This window comes from Curtobacterium sp. MCBD17_003 (assembly GCF_003234885.2).
Taxonomy (GTDB): Bacteria; Actinomycetota; Actinomycetes; order Actinomycetales; family Microbacteriaceae; genus Curtobacterium.
Map to the genome: position 1 here is coordinate 2,551,606 of NZ_CP126275.1, position 18,750 is coordinate 2,570,355.

At 72.3% G+C, this 18,750-nt stretch carries 20 protein-coding genes; 10 read left to right on the plus strand and 10 right to left on the minus strand.

All coding sequences use genetic code 11. The features are described 5' to 3' along the window. The first annotated feature begins 58 nt into the window (after positions 1-58). Positions 59-283: a DUF3107 domain-containing protein gene (locus tag DEI88_RS12000; RefSeq protein ID WP_111010909.1), complete on the plus strand. Its 225-nt coding sequence runs from the start codon at positions 59-61 to the stop codon at positions 281-283. 13 nt (positions 284-296) lie between these two features. Next, positions 297-599: a hypothetical protein gene (locus DEI88_RS12005; protein WP_111071251.1), complete on the plus strand. Its 303-nt coding sequence runs from the start codon at positions 297-299 to the stop codon at positions 597-599. A 119-nt stretch (positions 600-718) separates the two neighbouring features. Here DEI88_RS12005 and DEI88_RS12010 read toward each other — a convergent pair whose 3' ends face one another. Continuing rightward, a complete protein-coding gene (locus DEI88_RS12010) occupies positions 719-1,432 on the minus strand; it encodes a ferritin-like fold-containing protein (RefSeq protein WP_258368670.1) in 714 nt (237 codons plus the stop codon). A gap of 119 nt (positions 1,433-1,551) precedes the next feature. Here DEI88_RS12010 and DEI88_RS12015 point away from each other — a divergent pair, with 119 nt between their 5' ends. Then, positions 1,552-3,087 carry a DEAD/DEAH box helicase gene (locus DEI88_RS12015; RefSeq protein WP_111071249.1) on the plus strand — a complete coding sequence of 512 codons (1,536 nt, stop codon included), beginning with the start codon at positions 1,552-1,554 and terminating at the stop codon, positions 3,085-3,087. An 87-nt stretch (positions 3,088-3,174) separates the two neighbouring features. On the opposite strand, the gene DEI88_RS12020 is transcribed toward DEI88_RS12015, so the two are convergent. Further along, the gene (locus DEI88_RS12020; RefSeq protein WP_111071248.1) at positions 3,175-4,050 is read right to left on the minus strand and encodes a PHP domain-containing protein; all 876 of its coding nucleotides are present in this window, start codon (positions 4,048-4,050) and stop codon (positions 3,175-3,177) included. Positions 4,051-4,143: 93 nt separating this feature from the next. Between DEI88_RS12020 and DEI88_RS12025 the strand changes: the two genes are divergently transcribed. Together DEI88_RS12025 and DEI88_RS12030 are read left to right on the plus strand one after the other, a co-directional pair. After that, entirely contained in the window at positions 4,144-5,622 is a 1,479-nt protein-coding gene (locus tag DEI88_RS12025; RefSeq protein ID WP_181441158.1) for an aminopeptidase P family protein, read from the plus strand. A gap of 30 nt (positions 5,623-5,652) precedes the next feature. Continuing rightward, the gene (locus DEI88_RS12030) at positions 5,653-6,138 is read left to right on the plus strand and encodes a GNAT family N-acetyltransferase (protein WP_111013639.1); all 486 of its coding nucleotides are present in this window, start codon (positions 5,653-5,655) and stop codon (positions 6,136-6,138) included. A 42-nt stretch (positions 6,139-6,180) separates the two neighbouring features. Here DEI88_RS12030 and DEI88_RS12035 read toward each other — a convergent pair whose 3' ends face one another. After that, on the minus strand, positions 6,181-7,128 hold the full coding sequence (locus DEI88_RS12035) for a YflT domain-containing protein (protein WP_111071246.1): 948 nt from the start codon (positions 7,126-7,128) through the stop codon (positions 6,181-6,183). A 68-nt stretch (positions 7,129-7,196) separates the two neighbouring features. Between DEI88_RS12035 and DEI88_RS12040 the strand changes: the two genes are divergently transcribed. Genes DEI88_RS12040 through DEI88_RS12050 form a run of 3 tightly spaced genes read left to right on the plus strand, consistent with a single transcriptional unit; the run spans position 7,197 to position 10,297 of the window. After that, positions 7,197-8,525, plus strand: coding sequence for a magnesium transporter MgtE N-terminal domain-containing protein (locus DEI88_RS12040; protein ID WP_111010847.1), 1,329 nt, complete (start codon positions 7,197-7,199; stop codon positions 8,523-8,525). 52 nt (positions 8,526-8,577) lie between these two features. Further along, complete coding sequence (locus DEI88_RS12045; RefSeq protein WP_111013692.1) at positions 8,578-9,123, plus strand: DUF1003 domain-containing protein; 546 nt, start codon at positions 8,578-8,580, stop codon at positions 9,121-9,123. After that, positions 9,116-10,297, plus strand: a complete 1,182-nt coding sequence (locus tag DEI88_RS12050; RefSeq protein ID WP_111071245.1) for an Mrp/NBP35 family ATP-binding protein — start codon at positions 9,116-9,118, stop codon at positions 10,295-10,297. The genes DEI88_RS12045 and DEI88_RS12050 overlap by 8 nt, the downstream gene beginning before the upstream one ends. 110 nt (positions 10,298-10,407) lie before the next feature. Here the strand turns inward: DEI88_RS12050 and DEI88_RS12055 are convergent, their stop codons facing one another. Next, positions 10,408-10,767 carry a twin-arginine translocase TatA/TatE family subunit gene (locus DEI88_RS12055; protein WP_111010849.1) on the minus strand — a complete coding sequence of 120 codons (360 nt, stop codon included), beginning with the start codon at positions 10,765-10,767 and terminating at the stop codon, positions 10,408-10,410. Positions 10,768-10,829: 62 nt separating this feature from the next. Here DEI88_RS12055 and DEI88_RS12060 point away from each other — a divergent pair, with 62 nt between their 5' ends. Next, positions 10,830-11,462 (plus strand): O-methyltransferase, encoded by a 633-nt coding sequence (locus DEI88_RS12060; RefSeq protein ID WP_111010850.1) that lies wholly within the window; start codon positions 10,830-10,832, stop codon positions 11,460-11,462. Here DEI88_RS12060 and DEI88_RS12065 read toward each other — a convergent pair whose 3' ends face one another. From DEI88_RS12065 to dapE, 4 genes are all read right to left on the minus strand, one after another. Further along, on the minus strand, positions 11,463-12,185 hold the full coding sequence (locus tag DEI88_RS12065; RefSeq protein WP_111010851.1) for an AAA family ATPase: 723 nt from the start codon (positions 12,183-12,185) through the stop codon (positions 11,463-11,465). It lies immediately after the preceding gene. 180 nt (positions 12,186-12,365) lie between these two features. Continuing rightward, the gene (locus DEI88_RS12070) at positions 12,366-12,536 is read right to left on the minus strand and encodes a DUF3117 domain-containing protein (protein ID WP_111010852.1); all 171 of its coding nucleotides are present in this window, start codon (positions 12,534-12,536) and stop codon (positions 12,366-12,368) included. A 106-nt stretch (positions 12,537-12,642) separates the two neighbouring features. Then, positions 12,643-13,887 (minus strand): mannosyltransferase family protein, encoded by a 1,245-nt coding sequence (locus DEI88_RS12075; protein WP_111071408.1) that lies wholly within the window; start codon positions 13,885-13,887, stop codon positions 12,643-12,645. Then, complete coding sequence (gene dapE / locus DEI88_RS12080; protein WP_111071244.1) at positions 13,872-14,954, minus strand: succinyl-diaminopimelate desuccinylase; 1,083 nt, start codon at positions 14,952-14,954, stop codon at positions 13,872-13,874. The genes DEI88_RS12075 and dapE overlap by 16 nt, the downstream gene beginning before the upstream one ends. A 214-nt stretch (positions 14,955-15,168) precedes the next feature. On the opposite strand from dapE, the gene dapD reads away from it, so the two are divergent. Next, positions 15,169-16,116 (plus strand): 2,3,4,5-tetrahydropyridine-2,6-dicarboxylate N-succinyltransferase, encoded by a 948-nt coding sequence (gene dapD, locus DEI88_RS12085; protein WP_258374939.1) that lies wholly within the window; start codon positions 15,169-15,171, stop codon positions 16,114-16,116. A gap of 83 nt (positions 16,117-16,199) precedes the next feature. Here dapD and DEI88_RS12090 read toward each other — a convergent pair whose 3' ends face one another. Together DEI88_RS12090 and dapC are read right to left on the minus strand one after the other, a co-directional pair. Next, positions 16,200-17,429, minus strand: a complete 1,230-nt coding sequence (locus DEI88_RS12090; RefSeq protein WP_258374938.1) for a citrate synthase — start codon at positions 17,427-17,429, stop codon at positions 16,200-16,202. Positions 17,430-17,601: 172 nt separating this feature from the next. Beyond that, positions 17,602-18,750, minus strand: a complete 1,149-nt coding sequence (gene dapC, locus DEI88_RS12095) for a succinyldiaminopimelate transaminase (protein WP_111071243.1) — start codon at positions 18,748-18,750, stop codon at positions 17,602-17,604.

The window sequence follows — 18,750 nt, forward strand, 5'->3', positions numbered from 1 at the left end:
ATGTGCGCTGTGGGTGAACGCCGGAGCCCGCCCCTGGGCCCTCGGATACGCTGTGCTCGTGGACATCAAGATCGGCATCACCAACAGCCCGCGTGAGATCGCCTTCGAGACCAAGCAGACGGCCGCCGACATCGAGCAGGCCGTGTCGGCCGCGCTCTCCTCGGGCGCCACGCACCTGTCGCTCCAGGACGACAAGGGCCGACGGTTCATCGTCCCGGTCGCGTCCCTCGCGTACGTCGAGGTCGGCTCCGAGGAGTCGCGCCGCATCGGTTTCGTCGCCTGACCCCTCGGTCCACATGGAACTCCTCTTCGCCGTGCTCGGCGGGATCCTGACCGGCCTGTTCGCGCAGATCGTCGTGCCGTGGCACGTGACGCGGGGCGTGTTCCTCGCCCCCGCCGTGGGCGGGGCCGTCGCGGCCGTGCTGTGGGAGGCCCTCACCTGGGTCGGGTGGTCGTACGGCGAACCCTGGATCTGGGTGGTCACGCTCGTGGTCGCCGGGGTCGTCGCGCTGGTGACGGCGTGGTCGGTCGGGCGCCGGCGGGAGCGCGCGGACGCCGCGTTCTTCGAGCGCCTCCGCACCGTCGGTACCGCTTCCTGACGCATCGGCCGGGAGGCCCGGGCGGCCGGGAGCACCACGGTCCGGAGCGGAGACCCGGACCGGGTCCGGGATCCGCACCGGGTCCGGGATCCGCACCGGGTCCGGTCACCCGGTTCGGCTCAGGCGGTCAGCCCGAGGGCGTCCATCCGCCGGGTGTGGGCCGCGATGAGCTCGGTGAACACCGGCTCGAGGCGCTCCTCGTCCTCACGGGCGTGCGAGGCGAGCGCCGACCGCGCCACGAGCAGCGTGTCACCGACGAGGCGCCGCCCCCACATGGCGAGGCGCGAGGCCACGAGCGGGTCGCGGGCGATGTCCGCCGTCAGTTCCTCGACGACAGCGGGCTCCTCGCGTGCGTCGAACACCCCACGCAAGCGGTTTCGGACGTCCGTCGGCAGCGACCGGGCGAGGTTCGCGAACAGGTCGTTGAGGATCCCGGCCGTCACGTAACCGGTGAGGATCGACTCCGCCCAGTCCGCACCGGCCGTCCGTCTGAGGAACGCGTCGATGGCCTCGCGGTGGGGCTCCATGAGTTCCGCCGGCTCGTGTCCGGACCGTTCGATCTCGGCCACGATGGCGCGGTGCCGATCGAGCGCGGTAGTGGCGAGCACGCCCGTGACGAGGCGCCCCGACATGGTCGGCGCCGAGGCACCGGCACGCCCCATGGCCTCGTACAACGACAGCTGCAGGTACGCGGCCTGGCCCAGGTAGACGGTCAGTTCGGGCGAGACGTCGTCGAGTTGGAGCCGCTCGACGGACGCGGCCGCGCGGGGGTTCCGCGACGCCAGCCAGCTCGCCGCGAGACGCGCGCGTCTCCGGTTCCACCACGACACCACCGGACCAGCATAGGGGCCGCGCGCGTGCCCCATCCCCAGTCCGCCAGCGTCCCGAACTGCGGAAATGCGCAGAACGGTAGACTGAGCGGACTCCCCGACAACGAACAGGGTTGAACTCTTTGACTTTCTCAGATCTCGACATCGAGCAGGACATCGTCGACGCGCTCGCGGCCAAGGGCATCACGGAGCCCTTCCCGATCCAGCAGCAGACGATCCCGCTCGCACTCACCGGCCAGGACATCATCGGCCAGGCCAAGACCGGAACGGGCAAGACGCTCGGCTTCGGCCTCCCCCTCATCCAACGGCTCGGGCACGACCCCGAGCCGGGCGTCAAGGCGCTCGTCGTGGTCCCGACCCGCGAGCTCGCCGTCCAGGTGTTCGAGGACCTCGAGCTCGCCGCGTCGAACCGTCCGGTCAAGCTCGCCGCGATCTACGGCGGCAAGGCGTACGAGGGCCAGATCGAACAGCTCAAGGACGGCGCGCAGATCGTCGTCGGCACGCCGGGTCGCCTCATCGACCTCCACCGGCAGCGGGTGCTCGACCTCGGCCACGTGCAGGAGATCGTCCTCGACGAGGCCGACAAGATGCTCGACCTCGGGTTCCTGTCGGACATCGAGCGCATCTTCCAGTCGGTCCCGGCGGTGCGCCACACCATGCTGTTCTCGGCGACCATGCCGGCCCCGATCGTGGCGCTGGCCCGGCGGTTCATGTCGAAGCCGATCCACATCCGCGCTTCCGACCCGGACGAGGGCCTGACTCAGGCGAACATCAAGCACGTCATCTACCGGGCGCACGCGCTCGACAAGGACGAGGTGATCGCCCGGATCCTCCAGGCCGACGGGCGCGGCAAGACCGTCGTCTTCACGCGGACCAAGCGCGCCGCGGCCCGGCTGATGGAAGAGCTCCAGGACCGCGGGTTCAACGCCGCGGCGGTGCACGGCGACCTGAACCAGGAGCAGCGGGAGCGCGCGATGGCCGCGTTCAAGGCCGGCAAGCGGGACGTGCTCATCGCCACCGACGTGGCAGCGCGCGGCATCGACGTCGACGACGTGACCCACGTCATCAACCACACGATCCCGGACGACCCGGACACCTACCTGCACCGGGCCGGGCGGACCGGCCGCGCGGGCAAGACCGGCATCGCGGTGACGTTCGTCGACTGGGACGACCTCCACAAGTGGTCGCTCATCAACAAGGCGCTCGACTTCGGGCAGCCGGAGCCGACCGAGACCTACTCGTCCAGTCCGCACCTGTACACCGACCTCGACATCCCGGCCGGCACCAAGGGCCGTCTGCCCGGTTCGTCCCCGCACGCGGCCGCGCCGACCAAGCAGCGGTCCGAGGGCGGCCGCTCCGAGGGCGGCCGGTCCGAGGGCGGCCGGTCCGGGTCCCGCTCGCGCACCCGGTCGGGAGGCCCGATCACGACGAGTGCGCCCGCCGCGGGCTCCGACGCGATCGGCGCGGAGCCGGAGGCGGCGGAGACCACCGCCGGCACGACCGGTCCCGAGGGCAGCTCGCCGCGGCGTCGGCGTCGCCGCCGTCGTGGTGGCAGTGGTCAGGCAGGGTCGACGGCCGCCGATGCGGCGGCCACCGGCGGCCAGTCCGCGGGGTCCGCGGCGAGTTCGTCCGCTGCGAGCGGTCCGGCTGCCGAGTAGTCCGCACACGGTGGTCGTCCGGCGACGACCACCGTGACGGGTCCCGTCGACGCGCGTCCAGCCTCCCGGCCGGACGCGCTTCGCTCGTCAGACGGTGAGTCGGGATCCGTCGCCGACGACCGGTTCGGAACCGGTCGCGGACGCGACGATGGTCCGGAACGCGCGCTCGGCGGTGCGGTGCTCGCCGAGCCGGTTCGGCTTGCCGGTGCCGTGGTAGTCACTCGAGCCGGTCACGAACAGCCCGTAGCGGTCCGCCCAGTCGAGCAGGACGCGCTTGCCGTGCGTCAGGTTCTCGCGGTGGTCGACCTCGAGCCCGCCGAGTCCGGCCTCGACGAGGTCCTCGAGCGCTCGCTCGTCGAGCACGATCCCCCGGGTCGACGCCGCCGGGTGCGCGATCACGGGGACCCCGCCCGCGGCACGGATGAGCTCGACGCCGGCCAGCGGCGACGGCGCCTCGTGGGGCTCGTAGTAGCCCGCGGCGGGGTGCAGGATGCCGCGGAACGCCGCGCTGCGGTCGGCCTCGAGCCCGGCGGCCACGAGTGCGTCCGCGATGTGGGGTCGGCCGATCGTGGCACCCGGGCTCGCCTGGGCGATGACGTCCTGCCACGACACCGGGTGGTCGCGGGCGATCCGCTCGACCATGCGCATCGCACGATCGACGCGGCCCTCGCGGATCCGCTGCGTCTCGGCGACGAGTTCGGGGTGGGTGGGATCGACGAGGTACCCGAGCACGTGCACGCTCCGGTAGCCGATCCGCGTGCTGAGTTCGAGCCCGGGCAGGAGCGTCATCGGGAGCGTCCGGGCCGTCGCGATGGCCTCGTCCCACCCGGCCGTGGTGTCGTGGTCCGTCAGCGCCAACGCGTCGAGGCCCGCGGACGATGCCGCACGCACTAGGTCGGCAGGCCGCTCGGTGCCGTCCGAGACGCTCGAGTGCGTGTGCAGGTCGATGAGGGGATCGGGCACCCGGCCATGCTAGCCGTGGACTCCCCGGTGCCCCCGCGATCGACGCCCACGGCGCCCGGGTCGGTGCACGACGCATGGTGGGATGATGTGAGCATGGCCGAGCCGACTCCCCGCGCGACGAGCAACCGATCGACGACCCCCGGGTCCTCGACCTTCAAGGACCACATCGCGTCCAACTGGGCGGAACACGACCGCGCACTGCCCGACGCACGCGAGCAGGCATCGTTCGCTGCGGAGCGCCGGGCACGGCTCTCCGCGCTGCACCCGGGCCGGACCCTCGTGGTCCCCGCCGGCCAGGCGAAGGTGCGCTCGAACGACTGCGACTACCCGTTCCGACCGCACTCCGCGTTCGCCCACCTGACGGGCTGGGGCACGGACGCGGTCGTCGGGTCGGTCCTCGTCCTGACGCCGAGGGCCGACGGCCACGACGCGACGCTGTACTTCCGAGCGAGTGCGGGCCGGGACTCCGAGGAGTTCTACGCGAACCCCGAGATCGGCGAGTTCTGGGTCGGACCGCGCCCGTCACTGGAGGCGGTCGCGGCGGACCTCGGCATCGCGACGCGCGATCTCGGCGCATTCGCCGACGTGGCGGACCGGCTCGACACCCACGCGCTCCTCGTCCGTGACGCCGACCCCGCGTTCACCGAGGCGCTCGACGGCCGGCTCGGGGTCGCGGTGGGCGGGATCGACGCCACGAGCGACACGCCCGCGACGGACGACGTGCTCGCCCGCGACCTCAGCGAGATGCGTCTCGTCAAGGACCCGTACGAGGTGAACGAGCTGCGTCGTGCCGTCACCGCGACCAAGCACGGGTTCGACGACGTCATCGCGGACTTCGACACGGTCCTGGCACACCCCCGCGGCGAGCGCATCGTCGAGGGCACGTTCAACCGTCGCGCCCGGGCGGACGGCAACACCGTCGGGTACGACACCATCGCCGCGGCGGGCTCCCACGCCTGCATCCTGCACTGGACCCGGAACGACGGCGCCGTCGCGCCGGGCGACCTCATCCTCATCGACGCCGGGGTCGAGGTCGAGAGCCTCTACACAGCCGACATCACGCGGACGTTGCCGGTCTCCGGACGCTTCACGGAGGTGCAGCGCCTGGTCTACGACGCGGTGCTCGAAGCCGCGGACGCCGCGTTCGCCATCGTGCGCCCGGGCATCACCTTCCGCGACGTCCACGCGACCGCCATGCGCGTCATCGCCGAGCGGACCGCCGAGTGGGGCTTCCTCCCGGTGAGCGCCGAGGAGTCCCTGCGCCCAGAGGCCCAGTACCACCGCCGCTACATGGTGCACGGCACGAGCCACCACCTGGGGCTCGACGTGCACGACTGCGCGAAGGCCCGTCGCGAGCTCTACCTCGACGGCACGGTCGAGGCCGGCATGGTGTTCACGATCGAGCCGGGCCTGTACTTCCAGGAGGACGACCTGACCGTCCCCGAGGAGTTCCGCGGCATCGGCGTCCGCATCGAGGACGACATCCTGGTCACCGAGGACGGCGCGGAGAACCTGTCCGTCGGCATCCCCCGCACCGCCTCGGACGTCGAGGCCTGGGTCGCGAGCCGCTGAGCCCAGAGGCCGACCGGTACCCTGCTGCCCGTGAGCACCCCCGAGACGCGCCCGTTCACGATCGCCCCGGAGCACTTCGACGCCCCTGACGCCGTTCGCCTGCGCGCCGCCCAGCGCATCGAGATCGACGGCACGTACGGGCGCGACACCGAACCCGGCGAGAAGCCCACGGCCGAGTCCATCGCGGTGTTCTTCGTCGCCCGCGACACCCACGGCGCGCCGCTCGGCTGCGGCGGACTGCGGGTGGTCGAGGACGGCGTCGTCGAGATCAAGCGCATGTACGTGCGGTCCGAGGCGCGCGGTACCGGGGTCGCCGCGGCGCTCCTCGCCCAGCTCGAGGTCGCCGCACGGGCCCTGGGGGCTCCGGCGCTCGTCCTCGAGACCGGGACGGAGCAGCGTCGGGCGATCCACTTCTACGAGCGCGAGGGCTTCACCCGCATCGCGAACTTCGGCCCGTACGTCGGCGCTCCGTTGTCGGTCTGCTACGCCAAGGTGCTGACGGCCCCCGAGGCGTGACCGACTGACCCGCGTGCGGCTGGCCCCGCGCCGTCCACGTGCTCAGTCGGCCTGGTCGTCCCGCCGGCCGCCCTGGTGACGGCGGTCCTCGGCGCCCTCGTGGTCGCCCGAGTCGTCGGATGCCGGCCGCGCGGGCGTCGGCGTCGGCGTCGGGCTGACCCGTTCCCCGTAGCGCGGCGGCTCGTCCGCCGGTGCCTGCGGGCCCGGCTGGCCGGGGCGGGCCTCCTGTCCGGACGGCCGCTCGGCCCGGACGGCGCCCGGTTGCCCCTGCTGCCCGTACGGCGGCTGCTGCTGTCCGGACGGCTGCTGCTGTCCGGACGGCTGCTGCTGCCCGTACGGCGGCTGCTGCTGCTGCCCGTACGGCGGCTGCTGCTGCCCGTACGGAGCCTGCTGCTGCTGCCCGTACGGCGGCTGCTGCTGCCCGTACGGAGCCTGGCCGTGCCCACCCTGGGGCGGTCGGCCGGGGTACTGCGGCCCGCCGAACTGCTGGGGCCCCGCCGCCCAACCGCCCTGCTGCTGACCGAGCAGCTGCCGGGCCCGCATCGTGAGCTGGGGGTCGACGATGATCTGGTAGTTCATGGCGAGGACCTGGTGCACGCTCGTGAAGTCGCGCTGCCGCCGCGTCACCGAGAAGCTCACGACCCCGTAGAGCATGCCGAACGCGGCGCCGATGAGCGCGGCGGCCCAGAACGACCCGCCCGGCGCTCCGGAGAACAGCGTCAGCACGATCCCGAAGAAGAACCCGAGCCACAACCCGCTGAGTGCACCGGCGAGCGCCGCGCGTCCGTAGGTCAGCTTGCCCGTGACCCGCTCGACGGTCTTGAGGTCGTTGCCGACGATCGACACCTGTCGGACGGGGAAGTCCGCCGCGGCGAGCTGGGCCACGACGCGCTGGGCCTCGGGGTACGTCTGGTACGTGCCCAGGACGTCGCCGCGCGGTGGGGTGGGGAACGCGGCGCCGGGACGACCGAACGGGCTCTGAGTACTCACACAGGGCATCTTCCACCAGCACCCTTGGCGCCCGACGTGAACCAGGTGCGAGCGACTACGCTGGACGGGTGAGCGCCACGAAGGTCTTCGTCGCCCGCCTGGCCGGGTGCTCCGTCTTCGACCCCGCGGGCGATCGTGTGGGCCGCGTCCGTGACGTCCTCGTCGTCTACCGCCGAGCGGATCCGCCCCGGGTGGTCGGGCTCATCGTCGAGGTCCCCGGCAAGCGCCGCATCTTCGTCTCGATCGGCCGGATCACCTCGATCGGCGCCGGACAGGTCATCACGACCGGGCTCGTCAACATGCGTCGCTTCGAGCAGCGCGGGGGCGAGGTCCGGGTCATCGCCGAGATGCTCGGTCGCCGGGTGCTCGTGACGCGGGACCGCGTCCGCGCCACGATCGAGGACGTCGCGATCGAGGACCGCGGCCAGGGTGACTGGGAGGTCGCGCAGCTCTTCCTCCGCAAGCCGAAGACGACCCCTTCGCCGTTCGGCAAGGGCCCGACGACGTTCGCGTCCTGGAACGAGGTCACCGAGGAGGACACGCTCCCCGGCGAGTCCCAGTCGGCCGAGCACGTCATCGCCGCCTACTCCGACCTGCTGCCGGCCGACCTCGCCTCGACACTGCTCGATCTCCCCGCCGAGCGCCGACTCGAGGTCGCGGGCGAACTCCCCGACGACCGTCTCGCCGACGTGCTCGAGGAGATGCCGGACCAGGAGCAGATCGCCATCCTCTCGGGCCTCGAGGACGCCCGCGCGGCCGACGTCCTCGACCAGATGCAGCCGGACGACGCGGCGGACGTCCTCGCGCAGATGCCGGACGAGCGGAGCGAGGCCCTGCTCGAGCTCATGGAGCCGGAAGAGGCCTCCGATGTCCGCATGCTCCTCGAGTACGCGCCGGACACCGCCGGCGGGCTCATGACGACGGAACCGGTGATCGTCTCGGCCGACGCGACCGTCGCCGAGGGTCTGGCGCTCATCCGCCGACACGAGCTCGCTCCCGCGCTCGGCGCCGCGGTGTGCGTCACCCTGCCGCCGTACGAGCCGCCCACCGGACGGTTCCTCGGCTTCGTCCACTTCCAGCGCATGCTGCGCTATCCGCCGAACGAGCGCCTCGGCACGCTCGTCGACACCCAGCTCGAGCCCGTCCGCGTCGACGCCAGCGCGGCCGAGGTCACGCGGATCATGGCCACCTACAACCTCGTGTCCGTTCCGGTCGTCGACGACGCCCACCGTCTCGTCGGGGTGGTGACGATCGACGACGTCCTCGACCACGTCCTGCCGGATGACTGGCGAAGTCAGGACGGGCCCTCCGGCCCGGCCTCCAGACCACGGCAACGCACGCGCAGGACCCCGGTGACAGCCGGAAGGAGGACCACAGGTGGCACGAGCACGAGATGACGACCGTCGCCGCACCGACCGCAACGAGCTCCGCCTCGACTCGCCGAAGGGCATGCGGACGCGGGTGCTGCCGAGCCGACGCCGCGGCCGAGGGGACGCCTTCGGCCGACTGACCGAGGCGATCGCCCGCGGCATGGGCACGCCGTGGTTCCTCGTCGGGCTCACGCTGTTCGTCGTGGTCTGGATGGGCTGGAACACGCTCACCCCCGCGGCCTGGCAGTTCGACTCCGCGGCGATCGGGTTCACCGCGCTGACGCTCGTGCTCTCACTGCAGGCGTCGTACGCGGCACCCCTCATCCTGCTGGCGCAGAACCGGCAGGACGACCGCGACCGCGTGCAGTTCGAGCAGGACCGGCAGCGCGCCGAGCGGAACCTCGCGGACACGGAGTACCTCGCCCGCGAGGTCGTCGCGCTGCGCCTGGCCGTCCGGGACATGGCGTCGAAGGACTTCATCCGCTCCGAGCTCCGGTCGCTCCTCGAGGAACTGGATCGTCGCGACGAGGCAGCGGCCGCCGCGGCCGCAGCGGCGGCGTCCGACGCCGCCGACGCCGCCGCGAAGGCCGGACAGGAGACGGCGGCGAGCGGTCTGCATGGCTGAGGTCGCGCCTCCCGGCCGACCCGCGACGACCGGCGACGTCGCGCTCGCGGGTGCCGTCGTGGCCGCGCTCGGTCGTGTGCTCGACCCGGAGATCCGCAGGCCGGTGACCGAACTCGACATGGTCCGGAGTGTCGACGCCGAGCCGGGAGGCACGGTGCGGGTCGACCTGCAGCTCACGATCGTGAGGTGCCCGGCCGCCGACACCATCGAGCGCGACGTCCGCGCGGCCGCCGCGAGCGTGCCCGGCGTGGCCGACGTCGTCGTCGACCTGTCCGTGATGTCCCCGGCCCAGCGGTCGGCCCTGACGGAGCGGCTGCGCGCGGGGCGCCCGCGCGGGGTGCAGTTCACCCCCGAGACCCTCACCCGCGTCGTCGCCGTGACGAGCGGCAAGGGCGGCGTCGGCAAGTCGACCGTCACCGTGAACCTCGCGGTGGCGCTCGCCCGCCGTGGGTTGCGCGTCGGCGTCCTCGACGCGGACGTGCACGGGTTCAGCGTGCCGGGCCTCCTCGGGCTCACCGACGAGCGTGGGCGGGCGCCGCGGCCGACCCGGGTCGACAGCATGATCCTGCCGCCGGTGGCCCACGACGTGAAGGTCGTCTCGATCGGGATGTTCGTCGACGACGCCTCGACGGCCGTGGCCTGGCGCGGGCCGATGCTCCACCGCACGATCACCCAGTTCCTCACCGACGTGTGGTTCGGCGACCTCGACGTCCTCCTCCTCGACCTGCCGCCCGGCACCGGTGACGTCGCGATCTCGGTCGGGCAGCTGCTGCCCCACGCCGAGGTCCTCGTCGTCACCACACCGCAGGCGGCGGCGGCGGACGTCGCCGAGCGGAGCGGCGTCGTGGCGCGCCAGACCGGTCAGCGGGTCGTCGGTGTCGTCGAGAACATGGCCGGCCTCGTGCAGCCGGACGGCAGCGTCCTCGAGCTCTTCGGGTCGGGCGGCGGTGCCGAGACCGCCCGACGGCTGTCCGTCGGGCAGGACGAGCCCGTGCCGGTGCTCGGGAGCGTGCCGTTGTCGGTGGCGCTGCGCGAGGGCGGGGACGCCGGTGTCCCGGTCGTCGCGGCTCACCCCGAGGACCCCGCTGCCGTGGCGCTCACCGCCGTCGCGGACCGTCTCGTCGCGATGGGCCGCGGTCTGGCGGGCCGGAAGCTCGGGCTCGGCGTGCGGTGACCCGCTCGTCGGGGCGTCGGCGCGGTCGCACCGCTGGATTCCGGTCGAACACCGGGATCACGCGGTTCGACCGGAAGCGAGCGGTGCGTCCCGGCGTCGGGAGGCTCGGGTCAGGTCGCTTCGCCGTCGTACGGCGCCGCCTCGCCCGCCTCGAGGGTCTCGACGGGCGCGGTCGCCCGGACCGCCGGCGGGGTGATCGGCTGCGGCGTCTCGCCCACCGAGTCGGCCAACAGCGCGTCACGGATGATGCGCCGGGGGTCGTACTGTCGCGGGTCGAGCTTCTGCCACTCGATGTCGTCGAAGTCCGGCCCCATCTCGTCCCGCATGCGGGTCTTCGCGGTGTCGGCCAGGCCGCGGAGCATCTTGACGAACTGCGCGAGCTTCTGGGCGTACATCGGGAGTCGCTGCGGGCCCAACAGGAACACGGCAATGATCCCGATGACGAGGATCTTGTCGAACGAGATGGACACGGGAGAAGGGTAACGCCTCCGGCGGTCAGGTCACCCGTAGAGTTGATGGCCGAGGAGTGTGCGTGTCAGAGAAAGAGTCGAACTGGAAGTTCGCGGAGGACATCGTCGCGGAGCCCGAGGTCGTGGCCCGTGCGCGGGAACACTCCCTCGAGCTCGGCGTCGAAGCGGTGTCCCCCGCCGTCGGCGCCCAGATGAGCGTCATCGCGGCGGCGTCCCGCGCCACGGGCATCATCGAGATCGGGACGGGGCTCGGCGTCTCGGGGCTGTACCTGCTCGCGGGTGCCCCTGACGCCACGCTCACGACCATCGACGTCGAGGTGGACCACCAGCAGTACGCGCGCGACGCGTTCCTGCACGCCGGTGCCGTGCCGAGCCGCGTCCGCCTCATCCCCGGTCGCGCCGCCCAGGTGCTCCCCCGCATGAACGAGGCCTCGTACGACGTCGTCGTCGTCGACGCGGACCCGGAGAACGTCATCGAGTACGTCGAGCACGGGCTGCGGCTCGCGCGGATCGGCGGGACCGTCCTCGTCCCCCACGCCCTCTGGCGCGGCCGGGTCGCCGACCCCACCAAGCGCGACCGGGCGGCCACGGACTTCCGCACGCTGCTCACCGAGGTCTCGACGTCGGGGGCGGTCCGGAGCGCGCTCTCGCCCGCCGGTGACGGTCTGCTCCAGATGACGAAGGTCACCAGCTGATCAGAGCAGGTGCCGCAGGTACCGCTCCGGCGCGTCCAGGTAGGCGCGCCAGTTCCTGACGAGCTCGAGGTCCTCCCAGGCGGAGGGCCGGATGCCCCACTCGCCCACCTCGTGCACCTTCGCACCGGGGAACGACGCCAGGATCGGCGAGTGCGTCGACAGCACGATCTGCGCCCGCGGATCCGTCAGGACGTCCTGCATGAGCCGCATGAGCTCGAGACACCCCTGGAACGACAGCGCCGACTCGGGCTCGTCGAGCAGCCAGAGGCCCGGCCAGGTGGACCGGTCGGCGACGAAGTCGAGGAACGCCTCGCCGTGGCTCCGCTCGTGGAACACCGGTTCGGGCCGTCCGCCCGGGTGCTGCTCCAGGTAGGTGAAGAACCCGTACATCGTCTCCGCGCGCAGGAACGTGCCGTTGCGCTCCGCGCCGGGGTCCCGGACGAGCCGCAGGTGGTCGCCGAGTGTCGACTCGGACGCACGCGTGCGGTGCACCGCTCCGGTGGACCCGCCCTCGGCGTTCAGTCCGAAGGCGATGGCGAGCCCCTCGACGATCGTCGACTTGCCCGCGCCGTTGTCGCCGACGAGGACCGTGCACCGATCGAGGTCGAGCCCGGACTCGAGGACCTGCGCGACCGGTGCGAGGGTCGCGGGCCACACGCCGCGGGGCATGGGGTCACCCCCGCGCTCCTCGATGCGACGGACGGGCAGGCGCGAGGCGGGCATGCGCTCATCCTGCCCGATCCGGGAGGCCCGCTGACCGCCGTCGGGGGAGGCGCGGCGACGGCGATCCGAGCGGCCCGGCGACGGCGATCCGGGCGGCCGGGCGACGGCCGCTCCGGCGGCGGAGACGACGAACCGCCCGGATCCGAGGACCCGAGCGGTTCGTGTGGTGCGTCGTGACGACTACACCGAGACGACCTCGGCGAGTGCGTCGTGGAGTTCCTTCGCCTCGGCATCGTTGACCGAGACGACCAGACGGCCTCCACCCTCGAGCGGAACCCGCACGATGATGAGTCGACCCTCCTTAACAGCCTCCATCGGCCCGTCACCGGTCCTCGGCTTCATGGCTGCCATCAGATGTCCCCTTTCGTGCAGTACATGCCCGTCCATTATCCGGCACGGAGGGCCGATCTGCGAAACCATCCAGCTCGACGTACCCCGAACCGCCCCGGGAGCCGGATCACGGCGGCGTCCAGTCGTACCCGTTGATCCACCAGCAGGAGTACATCCACGCCACCTGCAGCGCGATCGAGACGGCCACCACGGCGACGCGGTACGTCACCCATCGCGGGCGGGCGACGATCGCGAGCATCGGGAAGAGCGGCATGAGGATGCGCCAGGTGCTCGACTGCGGGAAGAACACCGCGAGCAGGTACACGAAGTACGACGCCGACCAGATCCGCAGCTCCGGCCCGATCGCCCGGGCGGGCGGCATGAGGAGGAACCCGGCGAACCCCGCGAGCACGAGCACGAGCAGGACGCCGCCCGCGGGCTCGTGGAACCACCAGTCGAACCCCTGGATCCACGGCGCGAACGGGACCAGTTCGTGTCGGCCGATGTAGGACTGCCGCCAAGCGAGCTCGGTGTCCGTGTACGCCTTCGGAACCCCGGTGACCGCCCACGCGATCGTCGGCCACGCCAGCCCGACGAGCCCCGCGACCACGGCCACGACCGCCGGCGGGATCGCGGCGCGCAGCGACAGGGGGTCCGCGGCACTGCGGCGCACGAACCGCAGCACGAGGTAGCCGACCATCATGAGGGCGATCGCCAGGCCGGTCGGCCGGGTGAACCCGAGGACGACCACGACGGGCAGCATCCACCAGAACCGGCGCGTGACGAGCAGCCACAACGCGAGCGTCAGGAGGAACACCCCCATCGACTCCGCGTAGGCCACCTGGAACATCGTGGACACGGGGGCCACGCAGAACAGCACCGTCGCGAAGGTCGCCGTGCCCTCGGGCAGGAACCGGCCGACGAGACGCCGGAAGAGCAGGGCCGCCGCCCATCCGAACAGCACCGAGACCGTCACCGCGACGACCGCGTACCCCGCCCCGGTCGCCTCCATGAGGCCGCGGACGAGGAACGGGTAGGCGGGCATGAAGGCCCAGGCGTTCTCCGTCACGGCGCCGTCGGTCCCGATCGGCAGTGTCGCGGGGTACCCCGTCTGGGCGATGAGGGCGTACCAACGGCCGTCCCAGATCGTCGCGAAGTCGAGGTAGCGCGGCGAGGCCAGCGTGAACGAGTTCTGGGTCTGGACGCGCGCGAACGCGGCCAGCAGCCCGAAGGTCACGATCCGCGCGAGGACGTACACGATGGTGACGCGGAACCACCACGGCACCATCCGGTACTGCACGAGCAGCCGGACCCGGACAGGCCGTCGCGGGCGCTCCCGCTCCGGCCTCGCGGTCGTCAGGCCGTCAGCCACCGCCGGAGGCCCTCCTCGACCGCGGTGATCTGCGCGACCGGCACGCGCTCCTCGTCGTGGTGGGCGAGCGCCGGGTCCCCGGGGCCGTAGTTGACGGCCGGCACGCCGAGCGCCGAGAAGCGGGCGACGTCCGTCCACCCGTACTTCGGCTTCGGGGCGGCGCCCCCGACCGCGGCGACGAACTCCTGCGCGAGCGGCGCGTCGAGCCCGGGGCGCGCACCGGCCGCGAGGTCGACGATGGTGACGTCGTACCCGTCGAACAGTTCGGTGACGTGCGCCACGGCCTCGTCCGCGGAGCGGGAGGGTGCGAAGCGGTAGTTGACGTGGAGCATGACCTCGTCCGGGATCACGTTGCCCGCGATGCCGCCGGTGATCCCGACGGCGTTGAGGCCCTCGCGGTACTCGAGACCGTCGACCTCGACCGTGCGCGGCTCGTAGGCGGCGAGACGGTCGAGCGCCCCGGCGATCTTGTGGATGGCGTTGTCACCGATCCAGGAGCGGGCACTGTGCGACCGCTGGCCGTACGCGCGGACCTCGGCGCGGAGGTTCCCGTTGCACCCGCCCTCGATCTGGGCGTTCGACGGTTCGCCGAGGATCGCGAAGTCCCCGGCGAGCAGCTCGGGCCGCGTGCGAGCGAGGCGCCCGAGGCCGTTCAGGGCGTCGCTCACCTCCTCGTGGTCGTACCAGACCCACGTGACGTCCACGGTGGGGTCGACGAGGTCGTGCGCGAGCTTGAGCTGGACGGCACACCCGCCCTTCATGTCGACGGTGCCGCGGCCCCACAGGACCTCGGCGTCCGCTTCGGTGCGGGTCTGGGTGGGCAGGTTGGCGTTGAGCGGCACGGTGTCGATGTGACCGGCGATGACGACCCGGCGATCACGGCCGAGCCGCGTCCGCGCCACGATCGCGTCGCCGTCGCGCACGACCTCGAGGTGGTCCAGCGGCGTGAGCACGGCCTCGATGGCGTCCGCCAGTGCGCCCTCGTTCCCCGACACGGACTCGACGTCGCAGATCGCGCGCGTGATGTCGATGGACGAAGCGGTCAGGTCCAGCGTGGCGACGGGCATGGGGGCAGCCTAGCGGGGCCGCCCCGGCACCCGACCGGGAGGCCCGCGACCGCCCGCGCGGACACGCAGGACGAGCGGCTGAGGGGGGCCGGGCCTCCCGTCCGGACGGTCCGCGGACGGACGGAGGGGCGCCGCTACCCTGGTGCCCGTGACCGAATCGAGCAGCAGCACCGACGCCCAGCAGCGTGACCCGGACGCCGTCGGCGACGACCGGGTGCCGACACACGCGTGGGGGCACGGTCTCGCGACGATCGCCGCGGACGGCACGGTCCTCGACACGTGGTTCCCGGCGCCGCGGCTCGGCCGACGGCCCGAGGGCACGGACGGTGCCGTTCCCGCCGACCTCACCGAGGCCGCCGGCGACGACCCGCGCCGCGGCGTCCGGCTCACGGTGACGACCGTCGAGATCACCCTCGACGCCGCGCCCGCCTCGACCCCGGATGCGTACCTCCGGCTCCACCTGCTCAGCCACCTGCTCGTGCGGCCGAACACGATCGCGCTCGACGGCGTGTTCGCGCACCTGCCGACCGTGGTCTGGACGAACGCGGGTCCGGTCGCCGCCGACGACTTCCCGCGACTCCGACCGGCACTGCAGCGGGCCGGGATCGTCGCCCACGCGATCGACAAGTTCCCCCGGCTCCTCGACTACGTCGTGCCCGACCGCGTCCGCATCGCGGACGCCGCACGCGTCCGGCTCGGCGCGCACCTGGCCCCGGGCACGACCGTCATGCACGAGGGCTTCGTCAACTTCAACGCGGGCACCCTCGGCGACGCCATGGTCGAGGGCCGCATCTCGCAGGGCGTCGTGGTGGGGAACGGCAGCGACATCGGTGGTGGCGCCTCCATCATGGGGACGCTCTCCGGCGGCGGTACCCAGCGCGTGCGCATCGGGGACCGCGCGCTCCTCGGCGCGAACGCAGGGCTCGGGATCTCGCTCGGGGACGACTCCGTCGTCGAGGCGGGCCTGTACGTCACGGCGGGCACGAAGGTCACGCTCGTCGGCGCGGCCCCCGCCCCCGACGGCACCCCCCGGACCGTGAAGGCCGTCGAGCTGTCCGGCGCGCCGAACGTGCTGTTCCGCCGCAACTCGCGGACCGGCGCCGTGGAGGCCCTGCCCCGGTCCGGCACGGGCATCCAGCTCAACGCGGCGCTGCACGCCTGACGGGCGGCCGGTCCGGCCGGCGCCGGGCCGGCCGGTCCGCTCCCGTTCCGTGCGGGAACAGCCGCGGGGATCAGCCGCGGGGGTCAGCCGCGGGGCGGCAGCTCGCGCTCGGCGTGGCCGAGGTACAGCTGCTGCGGCCGACCGATCTTGTTCTGCGGGTCGGTGTTGAGCTCGCGCCACTGGGCGATCCACCCGGGCAGCCGACCGATCGCGAACAGCACGGTGAACATCCGCGGCGAGAACCCCATCGCCTTGTAGATGACGCCCGTGTAGAAGTCGACGTTCGGGTACAGCTTCCGCGACACGAAGTACTCGTCCGCGAGCGCGATGCCCTCGAGCTCCATGGCGATGTCGAGCAGGTCGTCCTGCACCCCGAGTGCCTCGAGGACCTCGTGGGCGGACTCCTTGACGAGCTTGGCCCGGGGGTCGTAGTTCTTGTAGACCCGGTGCCCGAAGCCCATGAGCTTGACGCCGTGTTCCTTGTTCTTCACACGCTCGACGAACCGCGACACCGGCTCGCCCGAGTCACGGATCTTCGCGAGCATCTCGAGCACGGCCTCGTTCGCACCACCGTGCAGCGGACCGTAGAGGGCGTTGATGCCCGCCGAGATCGACGCGAACATGTTCGCCTTCGTCGAGCCGACGAGTCGCACGGTGGACGTCGACGCGTTCTGCTCGTGGTCCTCGTGCAGGATGAGGAGCCGCTCCAGCGCCTTCGACAGGACCGGGTTGACCTCGAACGGCTCGGCCATGGTGCCGAAGTTGAGCCGCAGGAAGTTGTCGACGAAGCTCAGCTGGTTGTCCGGGTACAGGAACGCCTGCCCAATGCTCTTCTTGTGCGCGTAGGCCGCGATCACGGGGAGCTTGGCGAGCAGGCGGACGGTCTGCAGCTCGACCTTCTCGGGGTCGTCGACGTCCATGTCGTCCTCGTAGTAGGTCGACAGCGCGCTCACCGCGCTCGACAGGACGGACATCGGGTGCGCCGAGTGCGGCAGGGCGTCGAAGAGCCGCCGGAGGTCCTCGTGCAGCAGCGTGTGCCGCCGGATGCGGTCGTCGAACGCCGCGAGTTCGTCCGCCGTGGGGAGCTCGCCGTAGATGAGGAGCCAAGCGACCTCGAGGTACGTGCAGTTCGCCGCGATCTGCTCGATCGGGTACCCGCGGTACCGGAGGATCCCCTGCTCGCCGTCGATGTAGGTGATCGAGCTCTTCGTCGCGCTCGTGTTCACGAAGCCGTAGTCGAGCGTCGTGAAGCCGGTCTGCTTCGTCAACGTCGCGATGTCGATGGCCGACGCACCGTCCGTGCTGCGCAGGATCGGGAACTCGGCGGTGCCTCCCGGGTAGTGGAGGACCGCGGTGGGTGCCGCCTCGTCCGGGGTGCCGGTCGAGGGCAGTGTGGCCGCCTTCTGAGCGTCATTGGCAGTGTCAGTCACGACGACAGCCTAAACCGACGACCGTGGCGCACGCGCACGGGAGGCCCGGCGCCCGTCAGCGCGGAACCGGCGACTCCGCCGCGTGGTCGGCGACCGGACCGGTCCCGGACGACCGCAACCGCACGACCGCGGCATCGATGCGCTCGTCGGTCGAGGTGAGGGCGATGCGCACGTGCGAACCACCAGCACTGCCGTAGAACGTGCCCGGCGCGACGAGGATCCCGAGTTCCGCGAGCGCCGCGACCGTGGTCCAGGCGTCCTCGCCGCGCGTCGCCCAGAGGTACAGCCCGGCCTCGCTGCGGTCGATCCGGTAGCCCGCCGCCACGAGTGCCGACGCCAGGCGGTCGCGCCGTCCCGCGTACCGCGCCCTCTGCTCGCGGACGTGGGCGTCGTCGGCGAGCGCGACGATCATCGCCTGCTGCACCGGCGCCGGGGGCATCATGCCGGTGTGCTTGCGGACGGCCAGGACCTCGGCCAGCACCCGCGCGTCACCCGCCACGAAGCCGGCGCGGTAGCCGGCGAGGTTCGACTGCTTGCTCAGCGAGTACACGCTGAGCACGCCGTCGTGCGTGTCACCGACCACGCGGGGGTCGAGGATGCTCGGCGTCGGGGTGTCGTCGTACGGCGGCTCCCACCCGAGCTCCGCGTAGCACTCGTCGCCCGCGATGACCGCGCCGAGGGCACGGGCTCGCTCGACCGCGACCCGGAGCTCCTCGATCGACAGCACGCGGCCGTCGGGGTTGCCCGGCGAGTTGAGCCAGACGAGCTTCGTCGACGCCGGCCAGGACGCGGGGTCGTCGGCGGCCAACGCCTCGGCGCCGACGAGGGCCGCGCCGAGCTCGTAGGTCGGGTAGGCGGCCTCGGGGAACACCACCGTGTCACCGGGGCCGATGCCGAGCCACAGCGCGAGTCCGGCGATGAACTCCTTCGACCCGATCGTCGGCAGGACCTCGTCCGTCGTCAGGGTGATCCCCTGGCGTCGGCCGTACCAGGCGACGATGGCCTCGCGCAGCGCGGGGGTCCCGGCCACCTGCGGGTAGGCATGGGCGTCCGTGGCGTCGGCGAGAGCGCGACGGACGAGCTCGGGCGTCGGGTCCACGGGCGACCCGACGCTCAGGTCGACGATGCCGTCCGGGTGGCCGCCCGCGCGATCCTTCGCGGCGGCGAGCTGGTCCCAGGGGAAGTCCGGCAGGTCGAGCGGCAC